General features: G+C 40.9%; 17 protein-coding genes. 12 read left to right on the plus strand and 5 right to left on the minus strand.

Annotation, left to right across the window (positions count from 1 at the left end):
- Positions 1–36: 36 nt before the first annotated feature.
- On the plus strand, positions 37–759 hold the full coding sequence (locus EZV76_RS05450) for a rhomboid family intramembrane serine protease (protein WP_136565605.1): 723 nt from the start codon (positions 37–39) through the stop codon (positions 757–759).
- Here EZV76_RS05450 and rlmB read toward each other — a convergent pair.
- Positions 756–1,505: a 23S rRNA (guanosine(2251)-2'-O)-methyltransferase RlmB gene (gene rlmB, locus EZV76_RS05455; RefSeq protein WP_136565606.1), complete on the minus strand. Its 750-nt coding sequence runs from the start codon at positions 1,503–1,505 to the stop codon at positions 756–758. The genes EZV76_RS05450 and rlmB overlap by 4 nt on opposite strands.
- Before the next feature lie 110 nt (positions 1,506–1,615).
- Between rlmB and EZV76_RS05460 the strand changes: the two genes are divergently transcribed.
- Positions 1,616–2,374, plus strand: a complete 759-nt coding sequence (locus EZV76_RS05460; protein ID WP_136565607.1) for a hypothetical protein — start codon at positions 1,616–1,618, stop codon at positions 2,372–2,374.
- Between the two features lie 43 nt (positions 2,375–2,417).
- Here EZV76_RS05460 and EZV76_RS05465 read toward each other — a convergent pair whose 3' ends face one another.
- The 4 genes from EZV76_RS05465 to EZV76_RS05480 all read right to left on the minus strand — a co-directional run bounded on the left by EZV76_RS05465 (position 2,418) and on the right by EZV76_RS05480 (position 9,664).
- Positions 2,418–3,785 carry an aryl-sulfate sulfotransferase gene (locus EZV76_RS05465; RefSeq protein ID WP_136565608.1) on the minus strand — a complete coding sequence of 456 codons (1,368 nt, stop codon included), beginning with the start codon at positions 3,783–3,785 and terminating at the stop codon, positions 2,418–2,420.
- Positions 3,786–3,857: 72 nt separating this feature from the next.
- Positions 3,858–4,655 carry a hypothetical protein gene (locus EZV76_RS05470; protein WP_136565609.1) on the minus strand — a complete coding sequence of 266 codons (798 nt, stop codon included), beginning with the start codon at positions 4,653–4,655 and terminating at the stop codon, positions 3,858–3,860.
- Between the two features lie 69 nt (positions 4,656–4,724).
- On the minus strand, positions 4,725–6,398 hold the full coding sequence (locus tag EZV76_RS05475) for a SusD/RagB family nutrient-binding outer membrane lipoprotein (RefSeq protein ID WP_136565610.1): 1,674 nt from the start codon (positions 6,396–6,398) through the stop codon (positions 4,725–4,727).
- 17 nt (positions 6,399–6,415) lie between these two features.
- On the minus strand, positions 6,416–9,664 hold the full coding sequence (locus tag EZV76_RS05480) for a SusC/RagA family TonB-linked outer membrane protein (RefSeq protein ID WP_136565611.1): 3,249 nt from the start codon (positions 9,662–9,664) through the stop codon (positions 6,416–6,418).
- A 651-nt stretch (positions 9,665–10,315) separates the two neighbouring features.
- On the opposite strand from EZV76_RS05480, the gene rpsL reads away from it, so the two are divergent.
- The 10 genes from rpsL (at position 10,316) to rplV (ending at position 16,950) form a co-directional block, all read left to right on the plus strand.
- Positions 10,316–10,690, plus strand: a complete 375-nt coding sequence (gene rpsL, locus EZV76_RS05485; RefSeq protein WP_013305196.1) for a 30S ribosomal protein S12 — start codon at positions 10,316–10,318, stop codon at positions 10,688–10,690.
- Between the two features lie 19 nt (positions 10,691–10,709).
- Positions 10,710–11,186 carry a 30S ribosomal protein S7 gene (gene rpsG / locus EZV76_RS05490; protein WP_116218595.1) on the plus strand — a complete coding sequence of 159 codons (477 nt, stop codon included), beginning with the start codon at positions 10,710–10,712 and terminating at the stop codon, positions 11,184–11,186.
- 8 nt (positions 11,187–11,194) lie between these two features.
- Positions 11,195–13,324 (plus strand): elongation factor G, encoded by a 2,130-nt coding sequence (gene fusA, locus EZV76_RS05495; protein WP_136565612.1) that lies wholly within the window; start codon positions 11,195–11,197, stop codon positions 13,322–13,324.
- Between the two features lie 10 nt (positions 13,325–13,334).
- The gene (gene rpsJ, locus EZV76_RS05500) at positions 13,335–13,640 is read left to right on the plus strand and encodes a 30S ribosomal protein S10 (protein WP_007094989.1); all 306 of its coding nucleotides are present in this window, start codon (positions 13,335–13,337) and stop codon (positions 13,638–13,640) included.
- Between the two features lie 225 nt (positions 13,641–13,865).
- The gene (gene rplC, locus EZV76_RS05505; protein WP_136565613.1) at positions 13,866–14,483 is read left to right on the plus strand and encodes a 50S ribosomal protein L3; all 618 of its coding nucleotides are present in this window, start codon (positions 13,866–13,868) and stop codon (positions 14,481–14,483) included.
- Positions 14,483–15,112 (plus strand): 50S ribosomal protein L4, encoded by a 630-nt coding sequence (rplD, locus tag EZV76_RS05510; protein WP_136565614.1) that lies wholly within the window; start codon positions 14,483–14,485, stop codon positions 15,110–15,112. Before rplC ends, rplD begins: the two co-directional genes overlap by 1 nt.
- 7 nt (positions 15,113–15,119) lie before the next feature.
- Complete coding sequence (rplW, locus tag EZV76_RS05515; protein WP_136565615.1) at positions 15,120–15,410, plus strand: 50S ribosomal protein L23; 291 nt, start codon at positions 15,120–15,122, stop codon at positions 15,408–15,410.
- 9 nt (positions 15,411–15,419) lie between these two features.
- Positions 15,420–16,244, plus strand: coding sequence for a 50S ribosomal protein L2 (rplB, locus tag EZV76_RS05520; protein ID WP_136565616.1), 825 nt, complete (start codon positions 15,420–15,422; stop codon positions 16,242–16,244).
- A gap of 12 nt (positions 16,245–16,256) precedes the next feature.
- A complete protein-coding gene (gene rpsS, locus EZV76_RS05525; protein ID WP_136565617.1) occupies positions 16,257–16,535 on the plus strand; it encodes a 30S ribosomal protein S19 in 279 nt (92 codons plus the stop codon).
- A 7-nt stretch (positions 16,536–16,542) separates the two neighbouring features.
- Complete coding sequence (rplV, locus tag EZV76_RS05530; protein ID WP_136565618.1) at positions 16,543–16,950, plus strand: 50S ribosomal protein L22; 408 nt, start codon at positions 16,543–16,545, stop codon at positions 16,948–16,950.
- Positions 16,951–16,957: the final 7 nt, after the last annotated feature.

Genomic DNA, 16,957 nt, shown 5'->3' on the forward strand with positions numbered 1-16,957 from the left:
TTGAGGGTATGGTTAGAAAATTGTGTTTTCTTTTTTATGAAAGGTGACGATCATTTTAGGTTTTCAGACGGAGTCCTTTTGGCTCCCTTAATGGCTGTGCTATCCATTTGGGCCGTATTTTGGGTTGAGGTTCAATTTGGGGTCAACTTTAATGAATTTGGTATTTACCCCAGAAGGCTTTCTGGTTTAAGAGGCGTTTTGTTCAGTCCATTTATACATGGTTCCGTGGAGCATTTGTACAATAACACCTTTCCCTTGGCTATTTTAACGGCCTTCCTTTTTTATTTTTATAGGGAGTCTGCCCTTAGAATTTTGATTTTTGGCACCCTCATGTCTGGGTTGATCACCTGGTTGATTGCAAGACCATCTTATCATATTGGTGCCAGTGGGCTTATTTATGTATTGGCAAGTTTCATTTTTTTTAAGGGTATTTTAGCCAAGCATTTTAGGTTGGTGGCCCTTTCGTTGGTGGTGGTATTCATCTACGGGAGTATGATTTGGTATATTTTTCCAGTAAAAGAGAATATTTCTTGGGAAGGACATTTGGCCGGATTTCTTACTGGATTTATCTTGGCATTGGCTATAAGGGTTCGGCTTCCCATTGAAAAAAAATACGATTGGGAAAAGGAAGATTATAAGGAAGCGGATGACCCTTTCCTAAGACACTTTGACGAGGACGGTAACTTTATTGAAATGGAACCGGAATCAGAGGAGCAAATCAATATTAAATATCACTACAAAAAGGACAGCGATGCTTAGATTTGGTTTATCCTTTGCCTGACCGCTTCGTAAAGGAACACGCCACATGCCACAGAGACATTTAAAGAGCCAATGTTGCCCATGAGGGGAAGCTTGGCCCTGTAGTCTACCATGTTGAGTATGGAAGGAGAAATACCCTTGTCTTCGGACCCCATGATAACGGCAGAGGGTTGGTTAAAATCCACGGCATAGATGTCATCTTCGGCTTTTTCTGTGGCTGCCACTACTTGAATACCTGAAGATTGTAAATAGAACAGAGCATCTTTTAGATGATCTACTTTAGCCATGGGTACAGTAAATGCTGCCCCAGCTGATGTTTTTACGGTGTCATCCGTTACTGGTGCCGCTCCATTTTTTGGGATAATGATACCGTGTACCCCACAACACTCCGCTGTTCTGATAATGGCACCAAAGTTTCGAACATCCGATACTTGGTCCAGAAGCAAAAAAAGAGGGTTTTTCTCGCTGGCCAGAACACTTTCTATCAACGTTTCAAAAACATGGAATTTTACCGGGGAAATCTGGGCCACAGCGCCTTGGTGATTATTTCGGGTAAGGCGATTTAGTTTTTCTATGGGTACGTAAGATACACTGATGCCATTTTTTCGAATGGCGCTTTCCAGCTCCATGAAAAGTTCTCCCTTAAGTCCTTTTTGAAGAAATATCTTGTTTATGGGCTGCTCAGCAATTATGGCTTCCAGTATGCTTCGTATTCCGTATATATGTGAAGAATTGTGTTTGTTCAAAATAGTATCAGTTTTGTCAGAAAAAATATAATCTTAAAGCCCAGTGATTTTTTTGCAATTGGGTTAAAATTAGTAAATTACTTACCTTAAATCAGTTAAAATATAGAAGCATGATAAAAAAAGAAATGGTAAAAATAATGGTTTTTATTTGCCCTTTTGTGTTTACAAGTTTTGTTTTTGCACAAAGGCCAGGAATGGGTTCGGCAGCGGTAAGTGGTCAACAGGGGCGCATTCGTGGATTGGATGAGTTTTATAGGAAGTTGGAGGATCATACCAAGAGAAATACCAACCATGATTCCTACAAAACCATTGAAGGGTCTGCTTATTTTGATGAGAGCTTTAAGCAAGGGGATATATACTATGATAATGGTTATATGGGGACTTCCTTTTTGAGGTACGACGGATTTGCAGATGAAATACAGATTAAAAAGACCTTGCTGGATGAGGAAGAATATGGAGCTTTATTAAAGAGTGAAAAGCTCTTTTGTATTGTAGATAGTAAGAAGGTTCTTTACCATAGATTAAAGAACGCAAATGGAGAGGTTAAGCAAGGGTATGTTACTAATTTGGTAAATAGTGGTAAATATTGGTTGTTTGTTAGAAAATCAAAACTCTTTTTGGAAGGAAAGATTGCGCCAACTTCACTGACATTGCCAACCAACTCTAAATTTATTACCCAGGTTGATTATTATTTTGGCAAGGAAGATGGAGATGTAGTAGTGGAAATTGATGGAAATGCCAAGGATGTGTTGGGCATGTTTGATGATGAAGATAGACCCAAAATAAAATCTTTTGTAAGGAAGAATAAAATTAATTTGGATGATAAGAGTGATTTGCAAACATTGTTCTATTACGCCAATACACTTTAAAAAATAAATAAAAAAGGGGCCTTTTAAGGCCCCTTTTTTATTTTTAATTAAGTTCTAAAAGTAAAACGCCAGGATGGTCTTTTGGATAAGAATATCCACGCCAGAAAAGTTTATTTCCCTCGAAAAGCCATACGACCTCACCAGATTCTGTAACTTCCCAATACCCGTACCTTCCCTCGGCAATCAATGTGTTTCCATTGGGAAGCCGAACTGCTCCAGAAACAATTGGAGAATATAGCTCCGCATCTGTAAATTCCCATTCAATTGTGGGTTCATTATCATTCTCGGGCAATAGTGTAAAACTGTCCGGAAGATTTAGCTCGTACACATGCGACTGTTGTTGTGAACCATTGTTTCCATTCATATAGATAAGCAGGTTGCCTGCTCCAATTTCATCACTATCAAGGTAATTGGGGAAGTGATTGTTATAGAAAAGGCGAGTGCCTGTTTCATTTTTATAGGCTAAAGGATTACCAAAACGATAAACCAAATCACCTCCTTTGTTGTAATTACCTCCTGAATTAGTGGCTGCTTCTTCTGTTGTTGTACTGTGGTCTATCACCCAGACTTCGCTATAAAAATTGACGCTTAGGTAAATCAAGTCATTTACAGGGTCATAATCCAGGCCATTGGCGTGCATAATATCCCCTCTGTCATCATCGTGAAAGTTAAGGTCTATGAGTTGGGGATTTTCGGCAATATCACCAAAACTATCTTTAGTGTCATCAAAGTCTTGGATTATATGATCCCAAGAATGCCATTCCCACACAATGTCATTATTTTCCGGATTAACTTCTATCAGACTTTCCAGAAGCAGGAGTTCATTGTCTGGAATTCCGTCATAACCAGCTTGCAGGGCATCTTCTTTGCTTCTTTTTTGCCATGCTAGAATAAGTACATTTCCATTGGGTAGCATTTCAATATCGTGATGGGAGATATAGTCTTCCGTGGAGTATAAGAAATCCCACTCAACGGATCTGTCAGGATTTATAATTTGAATGCGGCCACCAAATCCGCCAACATCGTAAAATGCATTTTCATCAGTTAGGGCTACCAAAAGTTTTCCATTTTCAAGAAGTTCAGCATCATTGCCGATGTTACTGGGTAGTTCCCATTCATAGCGTATTTTGCCTTCTTTGGTCATTAAATAAACCCTATTGTCGCTAGCATCATTAACCAATACATATCCATCAAATATCTTTTCTTCATCGTATACCAATACATTGCCAGTATCACCTTCAAAAATAGGTTTGTCGGTATCCGGGTCTGGATCCGGGTCTGGGTCTGGATTTGGGTCTGGATCCGGCTCTTCGTTTATAATATCATCGACCACTGTGTCATCTTGGTTACAAGAGGGGGCACATAGGAATAACATGCAAAGTAGTAGCAGTCTTAAAATGTATGTGTTCATAATGAAATTGTTAAAAAAAACCGCCAGCTTTGTTTAAAGCTGGCGGTCATATTATCTCATATGTGGAATATCTTATAGCTTCTGAGCTGCAAATCCAAAAGATCCAAAGCTTCCTAAATCCACAGTATACTGGAATACCGCAGAAATGGTTCCAGAACAAGAGAAGAAGAAACTTGGAGTAGCTGTTGTATTGATATTACCTCCAGAATAACCGAAGAAATCATCCGCCATTGGGGTACGGCCTATGGCGCCAATACCCGTATTTGGATTTACTTCCATTATCATGGAAAGACCAGGCTGAATTAGGTCATTGATTACAACTGAGTTTTCATCTGGTCCTGCAGTAACTTCAAAAGTCGCAGCTGCCAAACCAAATGCATCTACCGTAGTTTCATAGGTTCCAATAGCATCAGCTTGGTTAAAAGGACACGATAGGAATGTGTTGAAACGGAAAGCGTTAAACTGACCTGGTCCTACAGCATCACCATTTAGATTTGTGATATCGGCAACATCACCGCTTGTGCTTGTGGCCGTACCTACAAAGTTAAAACGGTCCCCGGCACTAAGATCGGCAACATCCAAACCTAGGGCAGAAGCCAAATCAGAGGCTGTGATGTCAAAATCAGCAGGGAAAGATGTTGCAGAGGTCAGAGGCAATGTGTCTGACGCAGCACCTCCACTTACTCTAGATACAGCCAGTTCGTAGCTTGCAATGTTGCTGGAAGGCGCATCGATTGAAAATGAAAATGATGATCCTGAATCTGTAAAATCTATTACAATGGTCTCCTTTGCAATGGTGACGAACGTTGCTAGATTCGCAGATTCTTCATGGATTGTCCATGGGTCTTTAGCGTCATCTTCACACGACATAAAGAACGCCGAGGAAAGAAGAGTTATAGTTAAGAAAACAATATTTTTCATTGTTATATTTTTTTTGAATTAGTCAATAAAGCTTGCAGGATTGTTATCCCAGAAAACTTGTGTGGAAATTGGATGTTGAGACACACTAGAGTTTTGGTTTACCAAATTGTCAGGGTAAGGGAATGTTCTCATGAACACACCTGGGTTAGGCTGCAACGTTGGTTGCATATTTGGGTAACCTGTTCTTCTGTAGGTGTTATAAGCTTCTACACCATTTCCAAATAAAGCTGTAAAATATTGCTCTATAATGATTTCCAGTTTTCCATCGTTGTCGGCAGCATCATAATCCGCAAGTACTTCATTTACAAAATCATCAACGTTAGCTGGTGTAGGAACGAATACTGAGGTTCCAGCCAAGCTTGCACCAAAATCCATTACGTACTCAATGGATTGACGCATACCACTTTCCAAATAAGTTCTTGCACTTCCGGTAGTACCTAAAGTCAAGGCAGATTCAGCCAACATGAAGTGTGTGAAATACGACATCATGATTGGGGAGATACCGGCTCCTTCAAGACCTACATCCCTGCTTAACTGTGGAGATGCAGAATTGTCATCAAAAGGTCCACCTACAGGATATGGTCCATGCAATGTAACTAAATCATCATCTGGTGGGATACCATCGTTATCTCCGTGATCCCTACCCCAGTAACCATCACCAACGGTACAGAAGACCTCACCAGCATCATAGTGTGCAGGAATAACTTCGTTCACACATTCCTTGGTTTGGTTATCAGCTTCAGAAAAGTCCAATTGCTGACGGTAGAAGTAGTATCTAATTCTAGGATCTGGAAGTGATCTATCCAAAGCCATAAAGCTCATAAACCAGTTACTTTGATAATCTGTTTTACCTTGATCAAAGTTGTCTGAGAATATTGGATGTCTACTATCTGGGTTGGCATCAACTGAAGAATATTGAAAGAAGAAACTGTCCTCTAAATCTGTCATTAGATTGCCACTAGCAATAAGAGAGTTTATTTTACCAGCAACGCTACCATCTACAAGACGGGTCTGAAGATAAAGCTTTAGCTTCAGTGTGTTGGCCAATTTTAACCAGCTAGATTCGTCCCCTCCAAAGAAAACATCATTGGCAGGCCCAGCAAGTGCATCACGATTTAGATTTGCTATTGCTTCTGTCAAAAGGGCATCCACAGCAGCATAAATTTCTTGACCGGAGTCAGCTGCAGGGTTTAGGTCCTCGGCTCCTTTAAGAGCTGTAAAGTAAGGAACATCCCCAAAATAATCTACCAAGGTCATGGCAATATAGGATTCCAAAATCTGGCCAATGGCAGCGTGGGTGTACAATCCTTGTTCTTCTGCCAAAGGAACCATAGTTCTGACATCAATAAGAACATCAGAATAGGCATCTTCCCATACTTCATTCATGTCCTGACCAACATAAACGTTTTCATATTGGTTACCAGCGGTCATCGCCAAAAGTCTTGAGACTTTTGCTCCAAGCTCACTTACACCGTTAAAGTTATCGGTATTGTCCGATTCGAAGAAAAATACAGTTCCCAATTGAATGTTGTTCAGGAACAAATCGATATCAGCCTGAGAGGGTTGTAATGCATTTGGGCTGTCCAAAATTTCCAACTGTGTTGATTCACAGGCAGCAAAGACAAGCACCGCGCCAAGTACAACCGAGGCTCTGCTGAAATGCTTTTTTAAAGATTTATATGCTTTTTTCATTTTTAATTTTTTTTGATTTAGAATGTTGCCTTTACGCTGAATCCATAACGTCTAACACTGGGCCCTGTGATGAAGTCGATACCTAAACCGTTACCAACCCCTGTACCCAACGAGTTGGTGTCAAAGCGAATGTCATCAGGGAAGTTAACCGCTTTGTACCATACGTTGAATCCTGATGCAGTGAAGGTTAAAGTTCCAAAGGGAGTTTTTTCCAATAACTTGGAAGGAACATCATATCCGATGGATACTTCATTTAACCTGATAGTTGAACCATCAAAAATCCAAAACTCATTTGCTCCAGAGATACCATAGACATCAAATCCTAGGTTAGTTCCTGTAATTTGAATGTCATTCGGAGAACCATCAGTATTTTTCACACCAGGTAGAACATAAGTTGATTCACGGTCTACAGGGTTGTCAAGATCAACAACACCCCTACCGGTCAAGGAAGCCACAGTGGTAGAGAATATGTCGCCACCATGTCGGTATTGCCAATCCATAAAGAATGACCATCCTTTATATTTGAACGTACTGTTCAAAGCTGTAGTCCAATCTGGGTTGGGATCACCTATTTCTACCAATGTCTCATCAGTTAGATATACACCATCTGTTCCAACAACACGTTCACCGGCATCGTTTCTTAGGACCGTACTTCCAAGGAAAGTTCCATAAGGTCTGCCTTCTACTGCATAGTTGGCAGCATATCCGTTAACTGCATCTGTAAGCAAGATTTGCTCAACACCTTCAGGAAGGTTGGTCACAGTAGATTCATCTGCGTAGAAGTTACCTCCAATGTTCCAAGAGAAAGCACCACTTACAGGTTTAAGGATGTCTATGTCGTAGTCGACCTCGATACCTTTAACTTCCAATTCACCGGCATTTATACGTGTAACGGTAAAACCTGTAGCGTCATCAAGACCTTGGTCAGTAATCAAATCTGTAGTTTGCTTTTTGAAGACACTCACATTCAAGTTAAGTCTGTTAAAAAACCTAGTGTCCATACCAACTTCAAATTCTTCCACTCGCTCAGGTACCAAGTTTGGATTACCCAATCTACCGGAAACTGAATTTCCAGACAATACACCTCTAGAACCTAGGTCAAATGCTCTAGATGAAAGAGCCAATGTGTTTCTTGTACTATATGTTGGAGGGAATCCAGCAGAAGAACCATATCCAAATCGCATTTTAAGATAGTTTAGGCCTTCTCCGGACAAACCATCAAATGCTGATGTTGGAATGAAAGAAACACTCGCACCAGGGTAGAATAGTGAGAAATTATCTGATTCCAAAGTGGAAGTCCAGTCATTCCTAGCTGCAACGTTCAAGTATAAGAAATCTTGATATCCCAATACAGCTTCACCATATAAACCTAGGGTGTTTTGCTCACTTTGGAATCCAATGTTGGCGTTGTTGAAACTGTTCACTGTAGAGTGATTCACAAAATTGAAGTGTTCCAAAACTCCAAAGGCCAACTGTTGGGTACTTTCAACACCTTCTCGTCTGAAAGTTTGTCTTCTTGATGTAGCACCAAGGTTAACCCCTAAGTTGAAATTGTCATTAAGATCTTTATTGGCAGTCAACAATACGGTATGGTCCCAAATGGTGCTGGTAACATCCTGGGTTCTGTAGATACCAGTTTGATTACCATCCACACCACCACGGTTTTGACCGTAAGCACTTGCTTCTGTATATTGATCCAGACCTAAACGATATGTTGCACTCAACCAATCGTTCAACTGATAAACTCCATTGATGTTACCAAAAACCCTTCTTACGTCTTGGGTAACCTTAGAGTTTTTAACTGTCCATCTTGGGTTTTGAATGTCGTTACCGGAACGATAGTAAATACTTCTACCATCGGCAGCTTCAAAAGGAAGACCATATAAGTTTACACTACGAGGTGTATACATCAAGTCACCAAAAGCAGAACCACCACCAAAACCAGTACCTGAACCAAAACTTGGTGCGATAGGAGGAGAGGAGTATCTGGTTACTGCATAGTTAAGGGCACTTGAGAAAGTGAACTTATTGCTTAACTGAGCCTTACCACCAACAGAAAAGTTGTTTCTTATCAATTTGTTTCCAGGAGTAACACCATTATCTTCCAAGTGAGTGTAACCAATGTTGTAGTTTACTTTCTCTGCACTACCAGTTACGTTAACAGAAGTGGTTGATGTTGTTCCTGTTCTAAAAAAGTCATCAACGCTATCATAAGCTTGATAACGATAAGGAATATTAGCTATGTCCTCAAATCCTGCAACCAATGTCTGATCGGCAATTCCCAAAAGAGGTCCATTTACCAATGTGGTACCATCGGCATCAAATCCTCTAAAGTTTGGGTTTTCCCTTAAATCAGCATCGAATCCTGGTCCCCAGTTACTGAAGAAGAATCCGTAATCTTGGTGGAAACCACCTCCATAATTGTCTTGATATTTAGGTAGGATGGCACTTGAGAAAAATGAAGATTGGGTTACGCTTACTTCAAACTTCTTGTTTGTTGATCCAGCGGCACCGCCTTTGGTAGTTATTAAGATTACACCGTTTCTACCAGCCTCACCATAAAGTACCGTAGCACTAAGTCCTTTAAGTACGTTCACGCTTTCAATGGAGTTTGGATCTAAATCCAAAAACCTACTGGACTCTGTCATGTTGTCCAAGAAGTTTCTTCCCCCAGCAGGGTCATCTCCGTTGGTTCCTCCATCAAAAGGCACGCCGTTTACAATAAATAAGGGCTGGTTGCTACCACTAATGGAAGTATAACCACGAATAATGATGTTGGTTCCAGAACCAGTAACACCATTTGTTGCCGTAATGTTAACACCTGCAGCCTTACCCGATAGGATACGACCTAAATCAGGTTGTGCATTTTGCTCGATGTCCTCGCCGTCAACCTCACTGACTGAGTAACCAAGGGATCGGGCCTCACGCTCAAGACCTTGTGCAGTCACAACAACCTCTTCAAGTGCTTGGGTGTCCTCTTCCATTTGGACATTGATCACGTTCCCGGCACCTACGGCCCTACTGGTTGGCCTTTGCCCTATATAGGTAAAGACCAATGTTTGACCCTGGCTTGCATTGATGGCATAATTCCCATCAAAATCTGTTTGGGTGCCATTCGTGGTCCCATCGACGACAATATTGACTCCAGGTAACGGAAGGCCGTCAGCATCCGTAACAGTACCTGTAATCGTCTTGTCTTGTGCAAAGGATATATGCACAACAAACGCCAATAATAGCGTTAACAATCCATTAAGTTTTGTTCTCATTTTAAAATTATTTGAATTAGCTAGGCGCTAAAATCATAATTTCATGTTAATAATCCAAACTAATTTTACTAAAATTTTAAGAAGCTGTTAGTAAATGAAAAACAGTTAAAGTGTATGCCCATATTTAATTGAGCTGTTAATTTTAACACTTCAAAATTGATTTATACGCAAAATAATGAGCAAGTATGGCGGAATAAGTTGTATTTATAACTTGTTGATTCTATAATCCATGTCAGGTTTACTTGTAATTTTTTGCCTTAGCTATACCTATTTATATATTAGCGCTTTTTTTGTTAAGATTTGTTAATGATTTAAGGGGATGAAGATTAATTTCGATGTTAATTCTTAATGATTTGGAATTGAATTCTGTAGCTCTTTGTTTTAAATTCACCTCTTTTATACTTTCTCAAGGGGTTGGCTTTGGCGTGTTGGATTCTGTTTGGTGTAAAACGTTGGGAGGTATTAGTGTAAGGGAGGTATTGGATTTTATTATCGCAAGTTGGAATGATTTTGGTGGAATTTCATCGGTCTTAAACCATCTTTTTTCGGTTGCATGGTAAAATAAGTTATTCTTCATTTGAATTATTCCGAAATATCACTACATTTGCAGCCCTCAAAATGGGGGTTATTTAGTTTTTAATAGGAATTTTAATGCCAACAATTTCACAATTAGTACGAAAAGGAAGGGCCACGATTACCAAGAAGAGTAAATCGGCTGCTTTGGATTCGTGTCCTCAAAGAAGAGGGGTTTGTACGCGGGTTTATACCACTACGCCAAAGAAACCAAACTCTGCAATGCGTAAAGTTGCAAGGGTAAGGTTGACGAACGGTAAAGAGGTGAACGCATACATCCCTGGAGAAGGTCACAACCTCCAAGAGCACTCGATAGTATTGGTTAGGGGCGGAAGAGTAAAGGATTTGCCTGGTGTGCGATACCACATCGTTCGAGGCGCTTTGGATACTGCCGGTGTGGCAGGAAGAACGCAGCGAAGATCAAAGTATGGTGCTAAGCGTCCCAAAAAGTAATCAACTTTAAGAAGAAGCAATGAGAAAAAAGCAGGCAAAGAAAAGACCACTTTTACCAGATCCAAGATTTAACGATCAGCTAGTTACACGTTTTGTGAACATGATGATGTGGGACGGTAAAAAGTCAATTGCATTCAAGATTTTCTACGATGCAATTGATATCGTTGATGAAAAGAACACAGACGAAGAAAAAACCGCTTTGGAGTTATGGAAAGATGCTCTTTCCAATGTTATGCCGCACGTTGAAGTAAGAAGTAGACGGGTAGGTGGTGCAACATTCCAGATTCCAATGCAGATTCGTCCAGATAGAAAAATATCCACTGCCATGAAATGGTTGATTCTATACGCAAGGAAGCGTAACGAAAAATCCATGGCCCAAAAATTGGCTTCTGAGATTTTGGCTGCCGCCAAAGAAGAAGGTGCCGCAGTGAAGAAAAGAGTAGATACACACAAAATGGCCGAGGCCAATAAAGCATTCTCGCACTTTAGATTCTAATCATTACAATGGGAAGAGATTTAAAATATACAAGGAATATAGGTATTGCAGCTCATATTGATGCTGGTAAAACAACTACTACAGAGCGTATTCTTTTTTATACAGGTGTGAGTCACAAGATTGGTGAGGTGCATGACGGTGCAGCTACCATGGACTGGATGGAGCAAGAGCAGGAGCGTGGTATTACCATTACTTCCGCCGCTACAACATGTACTTGGAAGTTCCCTATGGAGAACGCCCAGCCATTGCCTGAAACAAAAGATTACCACTTTAATATTATAGATACTCCCGGACACGTGGATTTTACCGTTGAGGTAAACAGGTCCCTTCGTGTTTTGGATGGTTTGGTATTCTTGTTCAGTGCTGTGGATGGTGTTGAGCCTCAATCCGAGACCAACTGGAGATTAGCTGACAACTACAAGGTGCCACGTATCGGATTCGTAAACAAAATGGATCGTCAAGGTTCCAATTTTTTGAACGTGTGTAAGCAGGTTCGTGAAATGTTGGGTTCCAATGCGGTGCCAATTGTATTGCCGATTGGTGATGAAGCTGATTTTAAAGGTATTGTTGACCTGGCCAAGAATAGGGCGATCGTATGGCACGATGATAACTTCGGTTCCACTTTTGATGTTGTGGATATTCCTGCGGATATGTTGGATGAGGTGAAGGAGTACAGAGCTGCCTTGATCGAAGCTGTTGCAGAATATGACGAAAATTTGATGGAGAAATTCTTCGAAGATGAAGATTCCATCACAGAAGAAGAAGTGCATGCTGCATTGCGTGCTGCGGTAATGGATAGGGCCATCATTCCTATGGTGTGTGGTTCTTCCTTTAAGAACAAAGGGGTTCAGTTCCTTTTGGATGCCGTTTGCCGTTACTTGCCTTCTCCTTTGGATAAAGATGATATTGTAGGAACTAATCCTGATACTGGTGCAGAAGTTACCAGAAAACCAGATCCTAAAGAGCCATTTGCTGCTCTTGCCTTTAAAATTGCCACTGATCCCTTCGTAGGTCGTTTGGCTTTCTTTAGAGCATATTCTGGTCGTTTGGATGCTGGTTCTTATATTTTGAATAACCGTTCCGGTAAAAAAGAGCGTATCTCCAGAATCTATCAGATGCACTCCAATAAACAAAATGCCATCGATTATATTGAGGCTGGTGATATTGGTGCTGCTGTAGGATTTAAAGATATCAAGACTGGTGACACCATGTCTGCTGAGAACGCTCCTATCGTTCTTGAGAGTATGAACTTCCCTGATCCCGTTATCGGTATCGCGGTTGAGCCAAAAACCAAGGCTGATGTGGATAAATTGGGTATGGCTTTGGCTAAATTGGCCGAGGAAGATCCTACTTTCCAAGTAAAAACTGATGAAGCTTCAGGGCAGACAATCATCTCAGGTATGGGTGAGCTTCACTTGGACATTATCGTGGATCGTTTGAGACGTGAGTTCAAAGTGGAAGTAAATCAAGGTCAGCCTCAGGTGGAGTACAAAGAAGCACTTACTGCTACTGCCGACCACAGAGAAACATACAAGAAACAAACTGGTGGTCGTGGTAAATTCGCTGATATCGTATTTACTATGGAACCTGCAAGTGAGGAGACAAAAGCTGGATTGGAGTTTGTTAACGAAATTAAAGGTGGTAACATTCCTAAAGAATATGTTCCATCTGTTGAGAAAGGTTTCAGGGAGGCCATGAAAAACGGTCCTTTGGCTGGTTTTGAAATGGACAGCATGAAGATTACCCTTAAGGATGGATCGTTCCACCCTGTGGATTCTGATTCCTTGTCCTTTGAATTGGCTGCTAAACTTGGTTACAAAGTAGCTGCCAAGAAAGCCCGTGCTGTATTGATGGAGCCTATCATGAAGTTGGAGGTATTGACTCCAGAAGAAAACATGGGTGATATTGTTGGTGACTTGAACCGAAGAAGGGGTCAGGTGAACAACATGGATGATAGGGCAGGTGCAAAAGTTGTAAAAGCTGTTGTGCCGTTATCGGAAATGTTTGGATATGTAACTTCCTTGAGGACACTGTCTTCAGGTAGGGCTACATCCACCATGGAATTTTCACACTATGCAGAAACTCCTTCCAATATTGCGGAAGAGGTGATTAAAGCAGCTAAAGGAGTAACCGCTTAATTTCAGCAAGATGAGTCAAAAAATTAGAATAAAATTGAAATCTTACGATCACAATTTGGTGGACAAATCTGCTGAAAAGATCGTGAAAACAGTAAAAACGACCGGTGCTGTGGTAACTGGACCCATTCCATTGCCTACGCACAAGAAGATATTCACGGTTTTGCGTTCACCCCACGTGAACAAAAAATCAAGAGAGCAGTTCCAATTAAGTTCTTACAAAAGACTATTGGATATTTACAGTTCTTCATCAAAAACCATCGATGCCCTTATGAAGCTTGAGCTTCCCAGTGGTGTTGAGGTTGAGATTAAGGTCTGATAAAAGTTATAAGTGTTGAGTTTTAAGTTTTGAATTTCGTTATCGATCATTTATAACTTTCAACTTAACACTTAGAACTAAAAAAGTACATGTCCTGAACGATGGTTTAGGAAAAACGGTGAAAGAAAAAAATCTGGGTCAGAGCAGAATGTTTTTCTTGACCCAATTTTTTTGCCAAGAAATTGGCGTAAATAAAAAAAGTAAACAATTAATAATTAGTTAAATATGTCTGGGTTAATAGGAAGAAAAATCGGTATGACCAGCATCTTCGACGAGAATGGAAAGAACGTTCCATGTACCGTTATCGAAGCTGGACCATGCGTGGTTACCCAAGTCAGAACCGAAGAGGTTGACGGGTACAGTGCCCTTCAGCTTGGTTTCGATGACAAGGCAGAAAAACGTGCTAACAAGGCCGAAACAGGTCACTTTAAGAAAGCAGGTACTTCTCCAAAGAAACAAGTCGTTGAATTCCAAGATTTTGAAGGTGAATACAAATTAGGGGACATCGTTGGTGCCGACCTATTTGTAGAAGGTGAATTTGTTGATGTGATTGGCACATCAAAAGGAAAAGGATTCCAAGGAGTTGTTAAGCGTCACGGCTTTGGTGGAGTTGGTCAAGCAACACATGGTCAGCACAACAGATTGAGGGCTCCTGGTTCCATTGGAGCTGCATCATACCCTGCCCGAGTTTTCAAAGGAATGAAAATGGCCGGTAGAATGGGTGGCGAAAGAGTAACAGTCCAAAACTTGAGAGTATTGAAAGTGGTTCCTGAGAAAAACCTTATCGTAGTGAAAGGTTGTGTTCCAGGTCACAAAAATGCTTACGTAACAATTGAGAAGTAATGAAGGTTGCAGTTTTAGATATTAAAGGAAAAGAAACCGGAAGAAAGGTAGACCTTTCTGACGATGTTTTCGCCATAGAGCCCAATGAGCATGCCATCTATTTGGATGTGAAGCAGTATTTGGCGCATCAAAGACAAGGAACCCACAAAGCTAAAGAAAGAGCTGAGATTGCCGGGAGTACCCGTAAGATCAAAAAACAAAAAGGAACTGGTACCGCAAGGGCCGGTAGCATTAAGTCTCCTGTGTTTAGGGGTGGAGGTAGAATTTTTGGTCCAAGACCAAAGGACTACACTCAAAAGTTGAACAAGAATCTAAAGCGATTGGCCCGTAAATCTGCCTTGAGTCTTAAGACCAAGGAGAAATCTGTGGTGGTTGTAGAGGATTTCAATTTTGAAACTCCCAAGACCAAAGATTTTGTGGCTTTCCTTACCTCTTTGGGTCTGGAAAATAAAAAGTCTCTTATTGTGTTGGGCGATACAAATAATAACGTATATTTGTCGTCGCGTAATTTGGAGCGCTCCGAAGTTGTAACTAACTCAGAATTAAACACTTACAAAATAGTTAACGCTAATAGTTTGGTTCTTATGGAAAGTGCTTTGGAAGGAATTGAATCGAACCTAAAGAAATAGAAGTATCATGAGTGTGTTGATAAGACCGATAATTACGGAAAAAATGACCGCTGATAGCGAGCTTTTCAATCGTTATGGTTTCTATGTTGACCCTAAGGCCAACAAATTGGAAATCAAAGAGGCAATTGAAGCTACTTATGGTGTTTCTGTGGAGAAGGTGAGAACCATGAACTACGGTCCAAATCGTAAGAGTCGCTATACAAAAACTGGAATCCAACATGGAAAAACAAATGCTTTGAAAAAAGCAATTGTTGATGTGGCCGAAGGTGATATTATTGATTTTTACAGTAATCTATAAAGACGAGAAATGTCAGTTAGAAAATTAAAACCGATAACCCCTGGGCAGCGTTTTAGAGTAGTGAACGGATTTGACGCGATCACTACTGATAAGCCGGAGAAAAGCTTGCTTGCTCCGTTAAAAAAGTCAGGTGGTAGGAACAGTCAAGGAAAAATGACCATGCGCCATAGAGGTGGAGGTCATAAAAGAAGATATCGAATTATCGATTTCAAAAGGGATAAGCAAGGTGTTGAGGCTACAGTGGTCTCTATCCAGTATGATCCCAATAGAACTGCATTTATCGCCTTGGTAGAATACAAGGATGGAGAAAAAAGATATGTGGTTGCCCAAAATGGTCTGCAGGTAGGACAGGCTATCCAATCTGGAACAGGTTCTGCTCCTGAAATTGGAAATGCCCTTCCGTTGAGTGAGATTCCATTGGGTACTATTATCTCTTGCATAGAATTGAGACCTGGTCAGGGAGCTATCATGGCTCGAAGCGCCGGTACGTTTGCCCAGTTGATGGCCAAGGATGGTAAGTTCGTTACCGTTAAATTGCCTTCTGGGGAAACCCGTATGATTTTAGCAACTTGTTTGGCTACAATCGGTGCGGTATCCAACTCCGATCATCAATTGTTGGTATCTGGTAAAGCAGGTAGAAGCAGATGGTTGGGTAGAAGACCAAGAACTAGGCCAGTGGCCATGAACCCTGTGGATCACCCAATGGGTGGTGGTGAAGGAAGGGCTTCCGGAGGTCACCCAAGATCTAAGAACGGTATTCCTGCAAAAGGATTCAGAACCCGTTCCAAGACCAAGGACACCAATAGATACATCATAGAACGTAGAAAGAAATAAAAGAAAAAGTAAATGGCACGTTCGTTAAAAAAAGGACCATTCGTTCATCATAGCCTGGAGAGAAAAGTCCAAGCTAATATAGAATCAGGAAAGAAAACGGTTATCAAGACTTGGTCTAGAGCCTCTATGATAACCCCCGATTTCGTGGGACAGACCATCGCGGTACACAATGGGAAGCAATTTGTTCCAGTGTATGTTACCGAGAATATGGTAGGCCACAAACTTGGAGAATTTTCGCCAACAAGATCTTTTAGAGGTCATGCTGGAGCTAAAAACAAAGGAAAAAAGTAAGTAAGCTATGGGAGTTCGTAAAAGACAAATGGCCGAAAGGTTAAAGGAAGAGAAAAAGCAACTTGCTATTGCAAAGCTTAACAACTGTCCAACATCTCCAAGAAAGATGCGTTTGGTGGCAGACTTGGTAAGAGGAAAGCAAATTGAAATGGCTTTGGCCATTCTACGGTTTAACTCAAAAGAGGCTTCCAGGAAGATGGAAAAGCTTTTGCTTTCCGCAATTGCCAACTGGGAAGCTAAAAATGAGGATTCCAGTATCGAGGAGGCTGATTTGTATATCAAGGAAATCCGTGTAGATGGTGGAACTATGTTGAAGCGTTTGCGACCTGCTCCTCAAGGAAGGGCACACAGAATTAGAAAGCGTTCCAACCACGTGACCATGATTTTGGAATCCAATAACAACGTTCAAAGCTAGAAAATAG

It is taken from the genome of Flagellimonas alvinocaridis (genome assembly GCF_004916895.1).
Taxonomy (GTDB): Bacteria; Bacteroidota; Bacteroidia; order Flavobacteriales; family Flavobacteriaceae; genus Flagellimonas; species Flagellimonas alvinocaridis.

Excerpts from the sequence above, each read along its gene's own strand:
- EZV76_RS05450 (WP_136565605.1), top strand. The coding sequence starts at position 37 with ATGAAAGGTGACGATCATTTTAGGTTTTCAGACGGAGTCCTTTTGGCT.
- EZV76_RS05460 (WP_136565607.1), top strand. The coding sequence starts at position 1,616 with ATGATAAAAAAAGAAATGGTAAAAATAATGGTTTTTATTTGCCCTTTT.
- EZV76_RS05465 (WP_136565608.1), bottom strand. The coding sequence starts at position 3,785 with ATGAACACATACATTTTAAGACTGCTACTACTTTGCATGTTATTCCTA.
- EZV76_RS05470 (WP_136565609.1), bottom strand. The coding sequence starts at position 4,655 with ATGTCGTGTGAAGATGACGCTAAAGACCCATGGACAATCCATGAAGAA.
- EZV76_RS05475 (WP_136565610.1), bottom strand. The coding sequence starts at position 6,398 with ATGAAAAAAGCATATAAATCTTTAAAAAAGCATTTCAGCAGAGCCTCG.
- EZV76_RS05480 (WP_136565611.1), bottom strand. The coding sequence starts at position 9,664 with ATGAGAACAAAACTTAATGGATTGTTAACGCTATTATTGGCGTTTGTT.
- rpsL (WP_013305196.1), top strand. The coding sequence starts at position 10,316 with ATGCCAACAATTTCACAATTAGTACGAAAAGGAAGGGCCACGATTACC.
- rpsG (WP_116218595.1), top strand. The coding sequence starts at position 10,710 with ATGAGAAAAAAGCAGGCAAAGAAAAGACCACTTTTACCAGATCCAAGA.
- fusA (WP_136565612.1), top strand. The coding sequence starts at position 11,195 with ATGGGAAGAGATTTAAAATATACAAGGAATATAGGTATTGCAGCTCAT.
- rpsJ (WP_007094989.1), top strand. The coding sequence starts at position 13,335 with ATGAGTCAAAAAATTAGAATAAAATTGAAATCTTACGATCACAATTTG.
- rplC (WP_136565613.1), top strand. The coding sequence starts at position 13,866 with ATGTCTGGGTTAATAGGAAGAAAAATCGGTATGACCAGCATCTTCGAC.
- rplD (WP_136565614.1), top strand. The coding sequence starts at position 14,483 with ATGAAGGTTGCAGTTTTAGATATTAAAGGAAAAGAAACCGGAAGAAAG.
- rplW (WP_136565615.1), top strand. The coding sequence starts at position 15,120 with ATGAGTGTGTTGATAAGACCGATAATTACGGAAAAAATGACCGCTGAT.
- rplB (WP_136565616.1), top strand. The coding sequence starts at position 15,420 with ATGTCAGTTAGAAAATTAAAACCGATAACCCCTGGGCAGCGTTTTAGA.
- rpsS (WP_136565617.1), top strand. The coding sequence starts at position 16,257 with ATGGCACGTTCGTTAAAAAAAGGACCATTCGTTCATCATAGCCTGGAG.
- rplV (WP_136565618.1), top strand. The coding sequence starts at position 16,543 with ATGGGAGTTCGTAAAAGACAAATGGCCGAAAGGTTAAAGGAAGAGAAA.